Annotated in this window: 9 protein-coding genes and 1 pseudogene; 4 read left to right on the top strand and 6 right to left on the bottom strand. The window is 48.7% G+C overall.

Going from position 1 to position 14,471, the window contains the following annotated elements:
- Positions 1–56: 56 nt before the first annotated feature.
- The 3 genes from JMI88_RS15500 to JMI88_RS15490 form a co-directional block, all read right to left on the bottom strand.
- Positions 57–1,793, bottom strand: a complete 1,737-nt coding sequence (locus JMI88_RS15500; RefSeq protein WP_201362831.1) for a peptide ABC transporter substrate-binding protein — start codon at positions 1,791–1,793, stop codon at positions 57–59.
- 674 nt (positions 1,794–2,467) lie between these two features.
- A complete protein-coding gene (locus JMI88_RS15495; protein WP_201362830.1) occupies positions 2,468–4,327 on the bottom strand; it encodes an ABC transporter ATP-binding protein in 1,860 nt (619 codons plus the stop codon).
- A complete protein-coding gene (locus JMI88_RS15490; protein WP_201362829.1) occupies positions 4,324–6,174 on the bottom strand; it encodes an ABC transporter ATP-binding protein in 1,851 nt (616 codons plus the stop codon). Before JMI88_RS15490 ends, JMI88_RS15495 begins: the two co-directional genes overlap by 4 nt.
- Before the next feature lie 729 nt (positions 6,175–6,903).
- Here JMI88_RS15490 and JMI88_RS15485 point away from each other — a divergent pair.
- The 3 genes from JMI88_RS15485 (at position 6,904) to JMI88_RS15475 (ending at position 8,494) form a co-directional block, all read left to right on the top strand.
- Complete coding sequence (locus tag JMI88_RS15485; protein WP_201362828.1) at positions 6,904–7,086, top strand: HTH domain-containing protein; 183 nt, start codon at positions 6,904–6,906, stop codon at positions 7,084–7,086.
- A 206-nt stretch (positions 7,087–7,292) separates the two neighbouring features.
- Positions 7,293–7,877 carry a helix-turn-helix transcriptional regulator gene (locus JMI88_RS15480; RefSeq protein ID WP_201362827.1) on the top strand — a complete coding sequence of 195 codons (585 nt, stop codon included), beginning with the start codon at positions 7,293–7,295 and terminating at the stop codon, positions 7,875–7,877.
- 194 nt (positions 7,878–8,071) lie between these two features.
- Positions 8,072–8,494, top strand: a complete 423-nt coding sequence (locus JMI88_RS15475; RefSeq protein WP_201362826.1) for an ACT domain-containing protein — start codon at positions 8,072–8,074, stop codon at positions 8,492–8,494.
- A 173-nt stretch (positions 8,495–8,667) separates the two neighbouring features.
- On the opposite strand, the gene JMI88_RS40690 is transcribed toward JMI88_RS15475, so the two are convergent.
- On the bottom strand, positions 8,668–9,546 hold the full coding sequence (locus JMI88_RS40690; protein WP_373323870.1) for a helicase-related protein: 879 nt from the start codon (positions 9,544–9,546) through the stop codon (positions 8,668–8,670).
- Between the two features lie 120 nt (positions 9,547–9,666).
- Positions 9,667–10,170, bottom strand: a pseudogene (locus tag JMI88_RS40685) (DEAD/DEAH box helicase); the annotation flags it as partial.
- A gap of 574 nt (positions 10,171–10,744) precedes the next feature.
- Here JMI88_RS40685 and JMI88_RS15465 point away from each other — a divergent pair.
- Positions 10,745–12,736, top strand: a complete 1,992-nt coding sequence (locus tag JMI88_RS15465; protein WP_201362824.1) for a tetratricopeptide repeat protein — start codon at positions 10,745–10,747, stop codon at positions 12,734–12,736.
- A gap of 112 nt (positions 12,737–12,848) precedes the next feature.
- On the opposite strand, the gene JMI88_RS15460 is transcribed toward JMI88_RS15465, so the two are convergent.
- The gene (locus JMI88_RS15460) at positions 12,849–13,811 is read right to left on the bottom strand and encodes a purine-nucleoside phosphorylase (protein ID WP_201362823.1); all 963 of its coding nucleotides are present in this window, start codon (positions 13,809–13,811) and stop codon (positions 12,849–12,851) included.
- Positions 13,812–14,471 lie beyond the last annotated feature (660 nt).

Genomic DNA, 14,471 nt, shown 5'->3' with positions numbered 1-14,471 from the left:
ATACAGGTATCGCTATCCCTTACTCCTGTTGACTTGCCTGAAGGGTCAATCAGTGTTTAGTGCTGTGCGATATAGACATTCGCCCAGTCGTCTGGAGGAATGACAGATCCAGCGGAGAACTTCATCCCAATCACGTATGGTTTGACCAGGCGGGAATCAGGGCGCTGGTCGATAGGCAGCCAGGCTACATCATTTACCAGCTGTTGCTCAATCTTGTTGTACGCTTTCAAGCGGGCAGCTTTGTCGGTCATGACATCAGCGGCCAGCATTTGATTCTGCAAATCTTTCTGCACCGCGATATGACTGCTATTGTTGTCGCCATAGTTATAAGCGTTGTTTGGTGCGCCAGCGCCAAACTGCAGGGTTATCCAGTCCTCTGGATCTGGGAAGTCAGCCCCCCAGCCAGCCAGCCACATCTGTAATGGACCATTTTTGCCTTGCGTCTGTGCCTCAGCAGTATAGATGGAGTTCTGGCTAATGGCAGTTGAAGCGATGTTAATACCCAGAACGCTCTTCCACATCTGAACTTCGGTCGCAACCTCGTTAGCAGCTTCCTGTGACTGATTTGGATAGGTTAGCGTAATTTGAGGGAATGTCTGACGTGTCAGGCCCTCTTCCTGCAAACCTTTTTCAAACAGCTGCACAGCTTTCTGCTTGTTGCCGTGAACACTCGCACCACCCGGGCAGGTCAGATCCGGGTTATAACCAAACTGTCCTTTAGGAATGATGTGGCAGGTTGGGGTATAGGCACCCTGGTATGCTGCCTTGACAATGGTATCGCGGCCCAAAGCCAGGGCCATCGCCTGGCGAATGTTGATATTATCCAAAGGCTTGACTTTGTAGTTCATACCAACATAGAAAATGGTCAAAGCATCGTTCTGACTGAAATCAGGACGGCTCTTCGACTGACGATACTGTGGCAGAGGAATATCAGTGATATCTACCTGATCGGCCAGATAGGAATTGTAGCTGGTCTGGCGATCTTTAAACGGCAGATAATCAACTTCCTTCAGCTGTGGCTTCTTGCCATAATAATTTTCGTTCGGAACGAATTTAATACCGGTCGTATGGCTATATTCTTTTACTTTGAAAGGACCATCACCGCCCTGGCCGCCATTATCAGCCAGGTGATCTGTCCATTTGCTACCATACTTATCAATGACTTTCTTCTCCACCACATAACTGGTTGGATACGTCAAAGCGCCCAGGAAGTACGCTGTGGCCTTATTCAGCTTCACCACAACGGTATCAGGATCTTTTACAATCACGCCGGTACCAATAACAGATTTTACTTTTCCTTCAGTCCGCTCCGGGGCATTTTTAATGAGTCCTAAATAGGTCAGAGCCACACCAGACTGATTGTTGATATCTGGAGATAGAGCGCGGTCGATGCTATAAGCAACATCGTTGGCGTCCAGTTTGGTACCATCGCTGAACTTCAGATTGGGTCGCAGATGGAATGTATAGGTTAAACCGTTATCAGAGATATCATAGGACTGGGCCAACTGAGGCTTAATATTCAGCTGATCATCTAACTGAACCAGGCCGGTAAAGGCCATATTGATAGCTTGAATCGAGGTATTGTCAGTCGCTATACCGGGATCAAATGAAGCGATATCAGGCAAACGAAATGCCCAGCGATACACCTGCTGATTGTCAGGAGCCTTGGTCTTGTTAACGCTACCAGTACCACTTCCCGGCACAGAACCACCACCACAAGCAGCTAGCAGGACACCAAACAAACACAGGAGAGTTGGCAGCATCATCGTTGTGATTTTTTTGCCAGAGCGCATAGAATGATTAACTCCTTGATATGTAAGTATGCGTCGTGCCTGTGGAGCATCAGGGCACGCCCAATAAAGAACAAGCTCACATTAAAACCAAACCAACCCACCAACCACATTCCCAGTCATGATTACTATCCTTATAGATGGAGCGTTCCTTGCGTGGGAAGGAGTAATGAAGAAGGACATGAGCATGGTTCTCAATCACAGAACACAAGGACATAATACACAAAGACAGCTATATAATTCGCGGAGAACCAGCTCGTTTGCGCGGAATACGCGCGGAAATTTCGCGGCATCACAACGTCTTCTGTAACCGCAATAGCATTGAAGAAGGCCCCTGACAGGTCCTCTGAAAGGAACTTATCTCATACACGCTTTTAGCTCAGTGTTCGTTACAGAAAGCCTGAAGAATACAAAGGGGGAAACAGGAGCCGGCTCCTGTTTCCCCCTTTGAGGACAGGCGCGTGCGCGCCCGAGCTCTGTTTTTATTCAGTAGTGCAAAAAAAATTCTTTGAGAGCCGAAGGCGCGAACCGTCAGGCTCCTTCGGCTCTCAAAAGATTTTATGTATGTTGCATGACGTGCGCTCAGCGCACGTCATGCAACATACATAAAAAAGAGTGGGGGCGCTGACGCCCCCAGGCTGGCGAGCCATCCAATGGCTCGGGAAAAGAAGCACGCGCTAAGCGCTAGCGGCAGCAGCAGCGTGGCGGAAACCCATCGCATACAGCGACGCATACTCCCCTTCGCGCTGCAACAGCTCACTATGAGTACCCTGCTCAACGATCTGACCCGCCTGCAGAACCACAATGCAGTCCGCGTCTTTAATCGTCGAGAGGCGATGGGCAATCACAAAGGCAGTGCGACCATGCAGCAGCTTTTTGAGTCCCATCTGAACGATCGCTTCAGTAAAGGTATCGATATTAGCCGTAGCCTCGTCCAGGATCAGGATGTGTGGGTCGGCCAACAATGCACGGGCGAACGAGATGAGCTGGCGTTGTCCCATGCTCAGATTACGGCCACGCTCACGGATAGGCGTGTTATAGCCATCGGGCAACTGGATAATCAGTTCATGGGCACCGACAATTTTGGCTGCCTCCATAACCTCATCATCCGTAGCATCCAGGCGACCATAGCGAATATTATCCGCAATGCTGCCGGTAAACAGGAATGGTTCCTGTGGCACCACACCAACCTGGCGGCGCAACGATTTCTGCGTCACGTCGCGCAGATCATAGCCATCGATAGTAATCGATCCGCTCTGGATATCATAGAAGCGCGTCAATAGGCTGATGATGGTACTCTTACCCGCGCCGGTCGGGCCCACAATCGCCACGGTCTGGCCAGATTGAATATCCCAGTTCAAACCTCGCAGCACCGGACGCGCAGGATTATAACCGAAGACAACATCCTGGAACTTGACATCTCCCTTGATCTCCGGCAGATCCTGAGCATCTGGCTTATCCTTGATCTCAACCTTCATACTCAAGATCTGGAAGATGCGCTCAGCCGCCACGCCTGCACGTTGCAGCTGTGTATATTGCTGGCTGAGATCACGAATAGGATCAAAGAAGCGGTTAATATATAGCACGAAGGCGACCAGTGTACCAATCAACAACTGGCCCTTCGAGACCAGGTAACCACCATAGACAACGGCCAGACAGATAGCCAGAGCCGCCACAACCTCAACCAGAGGCAGCACCAGCGCCGCAATCCGGCTGGAATCAAGGTTGGTATCCCGGTTATAGGCATTCAGATCATCGAACTCGGCCCGGTTGCGATCCTCACGCACCAGGCTCTGGATCACGCGCATTCCAGAGATATTCTCCTGCAATGTCGAGTTCACCAGCGAGATCGAGGCACGAGTGCGACGGAAAGAGGTCTGAGCATGTTTCTGCCAGAAGGCCGCGATGACAAACATGATGGGCAAAACCACAAAGGTCAGCAATGCCAGAAGTGGGCTCATAATCAACATCAAGGCGATAATACCCACCAACGAGATCACCGAGCCCAGCATCGAGAGCAGTCCTGAACTGAGCATCGCTTCCAGTACATCAATGTCACTCTGTAAGCGCGACATGACGCGACCAATCTGTGTATGGTCGTAGAAGCTCAATGAGAGGCGCTGAAGATGCGTAAACATATCAGCGCTCAGCAAGTACAAGATCTGCTGACCAGCCCAGGACATCGACCAGACCTGCCAGTATTGGGCCTGCCACATGGCGACATTGACGGCCAGGAAGACAACACTCAGTATCGCCAGGCCTATCAGGTCACTATGGGTAATGTAATTATCGATCGCCACTCCAATTAACCACGGATTGAGCAGGTTGAGCAAGGTATAAACGAGCATGAGCACCATGCTCCAGATCGCTGGCGTTTTGTATTTCCCGATATAGGGAAAAAACATGCTGACCAGCTTCCAGTCAAAATCCAAGCCCTCGTCTTCATCAGAATGGGCCAGGCTGTTCTCAATCCAGGTATGCGAACGTCTATAGGCAGCGTAAGAAGCCGCCTTCTCATTTGCCTTCGTCTTAATCACTGCAATACCTCCGTCTGCAGATCAGAATGAGTATCTAGCATCTGTGCTTCAAACTCTTCCTGCTCTCGCAGCTGCAAATCATAGAGTCGGGCATAAGGGCCATTACGCTGTAATAATGTAGCATGGGTACCACGCTCAACAATCTTACCACGCTCTAAAACGAGAATCTGGTCAGCATTTTTGATGGTACGTAAGCGGGAAGCCACCACAAAAGTGGTACGTCCGCGCATCACTTCCTCAAGCGCCTGCTGAATCAGATATTCAGTCTCCATGTCCACACTGGAAGTAGAATCATCCAACACCAGGATGCTTGGATCCAGCAATAGTGTGCGCGCGATCGCGACACGCTGCTTCTGACCACCTGACAATGTTACGCCACGCTCACCCACCCAGGTCTCATAGCCATCGGGAAGCGCCAGAATGAAATCATGAATACGCGCTGCCTTGGCAGCTTCAACTATCTGCTCCTCGGTTGCTCCAACCACACCATAAGCGATATTCTCGCGAATCGTAGCATTGAACAGGAACACGTCTTGCAACACCAGGCCAATATTGCGCCGCAACGAGGCCAGCGTGACATCACGCACATCTGACCCATCGATCAGCACACGTCCTTCTTTAGTATCATAGAAACGTGGCAACAAATGCAGCATAGAACTCTTGCCGCTACCAGTCGGACCTAGAATAGCGATGGTCTGACCCGGCTGCGCATCAATAGTGATATCATGTAGAACTTCCACACCATTACTATAGGCAAATGAAACATGCTCACAACGCACATGACCAGCCACTTTTTCCAGCACCTTAGCGTTCGGCGCATCAGTAATATCAGATTGAGTATCCAAGACATTGAAAATACGCGTCCCGCCCGACAGGCCACGTACCCACCAGTTAATCATAAAACCAAATGTACGCACCGGCGCTCCCAGCAGCAGGATATAGTTGGTCACCGCCACCAGGGTACCCAGGCTCAACGTACGATTAATGACAGCGATACCACCAACCCATAGCACAAGTACCGTCACCACGTTCAGTGAAAGAACTAACAAAGGCTGATTCCAGGCAGAAAGGCGCATAGCACTCATATTGAGCTCGCGCAATTCCAGATTCTTCGTACCATATTTCTCAATCTCAAACTCTTCGCGTGCAAAAGACTTCACGACCCGCACACCACTCAGACTTTCCTGCATAATTGTGCTCAGATCGCCCACACCATTTTGAACTGACAGCCACAAAGGTCGCAAACGCTTGACAACCTGGGCCGAGAGAATTAGCATAATAGGTACTGAAATTAACGTAATAAGAGCCAGATACACATCGAGTCGCAATAATAAGACTGTCACAGAAGCAAAAGTAGCCACTGCTACCAGGGCGCGCATTAGTCCCATAGGGAAAAAGTTACGTACAGCTTCAATGTCAGCGGTCATACGTGACATCAGCTGACCCGTTTCAGAATCATCATGAAATGAAAAACTGAGGTGCTGTAAATGATCATAGAGCATATTGCGCAGATCGTAAGCTACCAGCGACGAAATGGCCTGAGAAAGATAGCCCTGCCCATACGAAAAGAGACCGCGCAATGTACTGGTTACCAGAATCGCCAACGCGACCCACAACAAATCCTGAAAACGACCACTACGAATACCTACATCAACGACCCACTGCAACAACCAGGGCACCATCAACGAAAAACCTGTTGCCAGCGCAATACAGATTACGGTTCCAATTGCCTTAACCCAGTGAGGTCGCAACAACTTGATAATGCGCATATAAATGCGCCAATTTTCTTGTACTTGAGCCTTACTTAAAGATGAAGAAGATTGCTGATTGGCCTGTGTTACCTGCATTCCAGATAAATCCTTTCTTGACGCGCCTTATCCGCAGGATACCCAATACACATACTCATCGCACGTCGGGGCATTTCTGGTGATGCCCATAAAAACAAAGATGACCTATTACGCTATCTTTCATCCACTAACGCGTGAAATACATCATGCAAGTAGCGCCTGACGACAAATCACATACATCAATGGATGTGACAGGTTAGTATCATCACTTAAAGTCTAAAAGGAAATGGCTGACATACGTTTGTCAGTCATTGCACTTCTTTTTTGGAAATTTCGGTAATTGAGTTTTATTATTTTCCCGGAAATTATTATCAATTTCCGGGAATAGGCAATTTTTCCAATTTTTGCTCTTTTAAGATCCTCTTTTCTTTTTTTGCTACACTGCTAGAGCAAAGTTTCTGGTACCTTTAGCTTCATACATATAGTTTTTTAGTTTTTCCGGAGAGAATTGCTTCCCCTGATCACTGACATTGTGTCCCCCTCGTAGAGGTATGCTGACGCACCAGAGCCCCTTTTTATTATGCTGTGCAGAACGATGCGCCGCGCATCGTTCTGCACAGCATAGAGGACAATCCCTACGCTACATTATTCTGCGACCCATAACTGATCTTTTGCGCCTTCCTCACTAACGATATTCGTCAAAAAACAGCAAATTCTTAAACTCATCCCCTCTTGTTTTTTATGGATCAGTAGCACATAATAAAAGATATGCAAAAGACTGAAAGACTTGTGGCAATTACATTATTGCTGCAGGCGCGTGGAAAAATGACGGCGAAGCGACTCTCCGACATTTTGGGTGTCTCAATACGTACCATTTATCGAGACATTATTACTCTTTCTCTCGCGCACGTACCTGTTTCAATGGAATATGGGCCAGGGGAGGCTATTACTTACCAGAAGATTATCACTTAGAATCAGCTATTTTTACCCGCGAAGAAGCTATTTCGCTGATTTTAAGTGCCGATATTTCTGGCAACTACAACCTGTTTGCCGGTGATACAGATCTGCATCGAGCCCTGGTCAAATTAGAGGCAGTACTACCCGAAGAATATCAGGCAGACGTACGGGCGGCACGCGACCATATTCTGGTTGATACATCTGCGTGGTGTAATAAAACAATGGAACCGACCCATCTGGAAACGATAAGGGCCGCTGTACTGGGTTCCTATCAACTAGATATTCTTTATCCCAGTAGCAGTTGCTCAAAGTTCACAGGCACCGGTGTTTTGTGGCGCCGTATCGAACCTTATGGATTAGTATTTAAAGGGCTCAGCCGGCGCCATATCCGCACAGGACGCTGGTACCTGGTTGCCTTCTGCCAGTGCTGTCAGTCATTCCATACGCTGCGTGTCAGTGACATTGAGCAGGTTTATGTACGAGAAGAACTTACCACCCCCAGACCAGACTTTGATTTGCATGCTTACTGGCGCGAAGCACGCAAACAATTAGAGAAACAGCATCCCCCTATTTCTCTAAAACTCCATGTGACCGCCAATGCTCGCTACAGCGCCCTCCATGGAGACGTCAACGTCCTGAAGGAAAATGCAGATGGAGGCGCCATCGTACAGGTAAATGTCGAATCCCTTGACGACGCCATCTCCTACGCACTCGGACTAGGGGCCGACGCGACGGTCCTGGAACCATCCCAGGTCAGGGTCGCCGTGGCCGCAACCGCTCATGCAATTGCTGAAATATATGGCTAAGCCTGATCTATTCCTCCATAGCAATTCAACATCCACCTTATATTGCTGACCTTCTAATTAGAACAAACATCAATTGAGAAAAAATTTAGAATGTGGCACACTGCAATAGTACAAAAGAAAAAATAACTTCAGCGCGGAAGCCCAAAGCAGATGAATTGACTTATGAGAAGAGGAAGAAGAGGGATCAGGCTACCATGACAAACAAACGACTTATTCTTACGCTTCAACCAGATATACTGGCCATCTGCCGTTTAGATCCAGCCACCCAGATTTCAGCCGACATGCTCAAAGGGAATTTCGTAGCCATTACCAAAACAGATGAAGAACTCTCAATCATCCGTCCCCAGGAAAACATACCGGATGAAGTTATTTACACCAAAGGCTGGCGCTGCCTGCGAATTGAGGGACCGTTCACACCCGGCACAACTGGCATCCTGGCCGCGGTACTGTCCCCGCTGGCAGACGCAAAACTCAGCGTCTTTACCGCTACTACTTATGACACCGGACACGTGCTGGTCCAGGAGAAAAATCTCAATCTAGCCATTCAGATCCTGGCTCAGGCCGGTCATACTGTACGCAGTGAGAATAAAGCTACAGCACCACACGCCATTCAATAAAACAAGCATCACACAGAAACAGTAGCACTTACGCTATTAAAGTTGACAAAGTCAGACCATCGATCTGCCAGATCGATGGTCTGCATAGCTCTATATTGCGCGCGATCATGAATATATGAAGTCCAGGAGCACACTATCTCTCAACAAAAAGTACAGTTCGATGGGAGCCGTAGTTAGCGATGGTTGGAGCGACCCGTGGAGACGGCGCGGCGGCGCGCGCGTCCACTTGCCCTGGCGCCAGATTTTTTATCATCTCCGTGATATTGGGCTTCTGTCTCAAAAGAAGCATAGGCGTTGTGCTTCACTTTGTTGCGACCGAATCGGGCTGACTGACCTGCCGTCCGTTTACCATGTCTCTCTTTATTGGCAACAAAACGTTCCGGCCTGACAAACTCTTCCGACTGCCATGTAGGTGCTGTGTTGACACGGATCTTTTTCGTCCGTTGCTTCGTTTCAGCAGGGGCATTATCCTCAGCATCTGGCCGTGCGCTCCTGTCATATGTTGGAGTAGAGGATGCATACTTGCGAGTACGCGCTGGTCGTGACCCAAGACGCTGCTCAGATTCTGGCGCGGCTACTATAACGGGTTGGGGAAGCGGTTTGGCAACCATGGCATCATCGGCGATAGTCAGCTGCTTTAGCGAGACGGCCTGACCGAGGTTACGCGACATCCGTCGCCATTTGGAGACATCAGATGGGGTGAGCAACGTAATCGCCTTGCCCTGGCGCCCCATGCGGCCCGTCCGACCGATACGATGGGTAAACAATTCACTGGACTCGGGCAGTTCATAATTAATAACCTGGTAAATACCCTGAATATCCAGGCCGCGAGCGGCTACATTGGTAGCCAGCAAGGTCTGTACCCGCCCATGGCGGAAGGCGGCCAGTACCTCTTCACGCGCACGCTGGCTCTTGTTACCGTGGAGGGTTCCCACAGCAAAACCAAGGTTGCTGAGCTGCTTACCTAACTTCTCAACGCCATATTTGGTTTTCCCAAAGATCAGGCTACTTTCGCCACCGGTAGAATTCAAGAGAGTACAGAGTGCCGCCATCTTCTGGTCTTGTGGTATCTGATAAGCAATCTGCTCGATGGTACTTTCTGCCCCTGTGGCCGGTTGGATAGCTACTTTAACAGGATCTTGCAAGAATTTTTCCTGGATCTTCGCCACCCAGTCGGGCATTGTAGCTGAAAAGAGTGCCATCTGACGTGTTTCGGGAGTCGTGGTTAAGATCTCCTCAATCTCGGGGGCAAAACCACTATCCAGCATTTGATCAGCCTCATCCAGCACACAGATGCGCAACCGGGTAAGGGTCAGACTGCCTCGCTCCAGATGATCTTTCACACGGCCCGGCGTGCCAACGACTATCTGGGCACCATAACGCAGGGCCGATGTTTGCGGGTTATAAGGTCGGCCACCAACCAGTAAAGCGGTCGAGAGCCTCCGTGCGGCGGCCAGCTTGCTCAAAACAGTATTAACCTGAACGGCCAGCTCACGGGTTGGTACAAGAACCAGCGCCTGTACGAAGCGTTTATCTTTAGAAAGTCTTTCCACCAGGGGAATACTGTAGGCCAGCGTTTTACCGGAACCGGTCGCCGACTGTCCCACAAGATCTTTTCCAGCCAACAGCACTGGAATGGCACCGGCCTGAATGGGAGTGGGTTGAGTAATTTTCATATCTGTTAGCACCGCACGTGTGGCGGGTTGCAATGTAAATTCGGAAAAAGTTGCAGAAAAAGATGGCATCAAAAATCCTTTCGGCCAAAGCGTCAAACTGTGGACGCACTATAGCTCCCTGACAATAAAATGTGGCAGGGATTACCAGGAGCAGGCCGCGAGGTCACGGAAGCAATGCTGCTATCTGATAAGTAAGTAGAACTGGCGTGCAGGAAGAGATTATTCTACAGAGGATTGCTCAGAGCTCTTTAGCGTCTTTTATCAGGGAACAGTTCTAATCATCACCTGTTCCAAGCCATGCAAACAGTTATAACCACTAGAGTGTACCCGCTCTAGAGCTAATCGTCAAGTCATACCCCCAAAAAATCAGATATCCACGTTTACATTTCTTCTCAAATTTATTAAAATATTCAAAGTTATCTATTGAATTTCAGCTTCGTCTACACGTCTTTATCCCTCAGGGAGTGTAAAAATATTTCTGACATTTTTACCTTCTCTGGCATTCACACATAGAAGAAGTAGGTATCATCAAAATTAAAGCAACTGTATAAGCACATGGAGGTCTCACGCAAGAATGGATTCTAATGACAAGCCTTTGTCGCAAGCCTCTAATGGAGAGGACGACAGCACAACACATAATCAACCAGTCAATGAGTCAGGCAATACATATTCATCCCCATTTCCACAGCCAGATGAGGAGGAGGATGATAAGACTGTGCTGAAGTCATCTTCACAAGAAACAACCCAGAAATTAAAGAGGGTAAATGCATCTTCTCGTTCAAAGGATAATGCAGAGCCTAATAAGACCGCGGATAGTCAACCTGATCGTACTGGTTATCCTACTATTTCAAGTGCCCCATTACTTCCTGATAACCAGTCAACTACAGACCATCCACAGTCACCTCATTATCAATCTGGACCCAGCTATCCGCCACCACCCCATTATCAGTCGGGAACCAATTATCAATCTGGACCCAACTATCAGTCTGCGCCCAGTTATCCACCACCACCCAGCTATCAATCGGGGGCCAACTATCAATCTGGGCCCAACTATCAGTCGGCACCTGGCTATCCCCCACCCAACCATCAGCAACGACCTAATGTCGGCTACCAACCAAAACCCAGACAACCAAAGAAGCAGGCAGCCCCCTTGCCACTATGGCTGTTTAGCGGTGGAATTGTCCTGACTATAGTGCTACTGATCGTGCTGTATATCATAGGAAGCGACTGGGCTGAAGGAGCCTCACAGGCCTCCGTTGCCGCGCTAATTATTGGTGTACTTGTCGCAGTAGGATGGTTTGTGCGCACGCGCCTACGCCAGATCGTTCCAGTCAGTAAACCACGCCGCCTGATCTCTACAGCCTTCTTGCTGGTCCTCTTGATCTTCTCTGGCTGGGCCAGAGCTTCCCAGGGCACGATACATGAATGGCAAGGTCAATCCTTTGAGAATCAGCAAAAGTGGCAACAGGCCATCAATGAATATACCTTTGCTGGAGAACAGCCACCCACCGGTGCTAACCTTGCACGTACCTATACTTCATGGGGACTAGATCTCAGCAAACAGCATCAGTACAATGGTGCCCTGACACAATTCACTTATGTCATCGACCACTTTAGCAACACCGAACCTGACACTACAGCTAACCCGGATGTTGTGCAACAGGTAAAACGCGCACAGCAAGGCAGCATAGATACACGCATTTCGATGGCCCAGCAAAGTATGCAAGCTCATAATTATTCCGACGCAACCATGTTCCTGGATACCACTCTGGGTCTACAATATTGTGATAATAACTGTCGGCAACGGGCCCAACCTCTGGATGCGACCTCCTACTACCAGATAGGCAGTAGTCAGTTGCAGTCTAAGAACTATAGCTCCGCTATCGATAGCTTCAACAAAATTCTTACCTCGTTTCCAGATGCTAAAGAGGCTAATGACACACGTACAAATATGTCCAAGGCCCTCCTGGGGCAGGGCGAGTCACAACTGCACAATAAAAACTATAATGACGCCGTAGACTCGTTCAATAAGATCGTCTCAACCTATCCATATCCAGCCAAATCTAAGCAGATCCATACAGATCTAGCCAAGGCCATCATGGGTCAGGGCGTGACGACACGTGCCAGTTCTTGCACCGACTCAGTGACATATTATCAACAACTGGCTAAAGATTATAAAGACACTCCGGAAGGCCAGAAAGCCCAACAAGCACTGAGTGTTCCACAGGATGTCAAAGGTCATTTTGTCAATACCACACCTGAGCACAACTTTTCACAAATCGCGCTGGTGCAGGGTCTGCATGGCTTGATGTCACAGGATGAAATATTCAACAAATGGGACAATGCGCCATACAAAACCGACATCCAGCCCAACGGAAACTTTGTCTTCCAGGGTATCCCCAAGGGCAGCTATGACCTGCTCTGGTACTCTAATGATGGTGTTTCAGAGCATGTCGAGTTCATCTACACAGAGCTCTCATTATCACCCAAGTATGTTGCCAATGTTGGTCCTTTATGCATGGTCGATATGGGCAACGTCACAAACGTCACCAGATCTAACGCATAAACAAGATCATAATCTGGTCGACAAATTATCGAGCCCACATAAAAACCAGTGCCCCTCTTCTGATAAAAAAGAGGGGCACTGGTTTTCACTTTATCCTGGACGCATCCAGCCTTTACACCTGATGCGTGAGCAGATAGTGGGCCATGGTTGAACCAACCTGGTAAGCATTGGCGAAGGCGATGCTAGAACCCGGGAAGTTCGCGAGCAAATCTTGTACAGATTGACCGGCCGCTGGCTGATCAAAATTGCTGGCGGCGCGCAGGTTCAGGTAGTGGTCCAGATGGCCTGTGCGCTGCAGCACAGCAGCCACTGCTGTATCTTCCTGTTCCGTTGTGCAGTATTTGCCTTGATTATTGGTCAACAGACCTGTAATATACTGAGCCTCATTGGAAAGCTCCTGTCCCGCCCAGTAATCGTCACCAGCTATCGTGTCGCATGCAAGTACAGAAGGATGCTGGTTGGCCTGATTTGGATACTTCTGCCGGGCTGCTTGAGCCTGGGGACTATCTTGTAATTGCAATTTAGAAGTGATGGTCATGGCCGTGTTGGTCAGTGTACTATTCAGCTGAAAGGCACCGGTGCCAGCTTTATTATTCTGCAGGTAGCCATGAGGCACATTAGGAGCTGTATTAGGCAGGAGATGATGACCCTGATCCCAGTCAACAACCCAGTTCGCCCAGGCCACGGAACCCAATGTATTATTGGAAGGAGACGCACCACCAATGCCAGCAGTTATAAAATAGGTATTCTGGAACGAAAATTGCGGGTCGCGCAAGATCGCCATCATACTAGCAGCGGCATTGACTTTCTCTTCACCAGTGGTGGTAACACAGAGACCATTATTGTTACAATGCATATCGCTAAAAGCACCGGTCGTCTTGTAATCAAGAGGCAGGCTCTCGTGTGCCAACCATGGCTGTGTCTCAGATGAAAACATGGTAATTACCAGCACTTTAACCGGAAAAGGCCCTGCGGCCGCACGTCCTCGACCTATTGTGATCAACAACGCGATCAGACACAGAGCAAGACAGAGCGCAGCCAAACTGGCACGCTTGAAATAAGAACTGAAGACCATTGTTACTCCCTTCACACAAAATAACTACCAGGCGAAACAACAAAAACCACCCATAACCTGTCTATATGACCGGAGTTGCGTATGTATATACATGTAGGACGTAGCAGATTCTTTTTTGCGTTTTACCGAGAATGAAATGCGCAGTAGAAATTTTGTTAACATCAGAATTGATGATAAATCGAAATGTTTCTGCCACTTACAACGCATTCAAGTGGTGTTATGGATGAAGTATACATAGCAGTGTTTTCACTGTCAATTGATCAGCTCTATTGTGCATGACTTTTTGGGGAGCGCCATTCAATAAACAAAGATTACACACTTAAAGCAGCATAATGATATTTTCTCATATAATTTTCACTTGTTGTAAAATCAACGCTGGATTTTTCGCTCCAATGGTCAATCTGCATAATACAAACTAGTGGTTTGCCAGTCTTCGATTGAAAGGGAACCGCCTGCAGCGGGCAGAGGAAGGGCCGGGGCACAGCCCTGGAACCCAGTCAGAGGATTGCATCCCCTACACGCTGCCTTTCTCATGTACTTTGACAATTGACTGGCAGCACGAGAAGAAAGCAGGACCCTTCTCAGCACCGATGTTGAAAAGGGTCACCCATCTGCTTTACGTTTCAAGGCGCAAACGCTGGTTTGAGTTCATTAATAGCT

Source organism: Dictyobacter formicarum (assembly GCF_016587435.1).
This window is presented reverse-complemented; position numbering and strand designations above follow the sequence as displayed.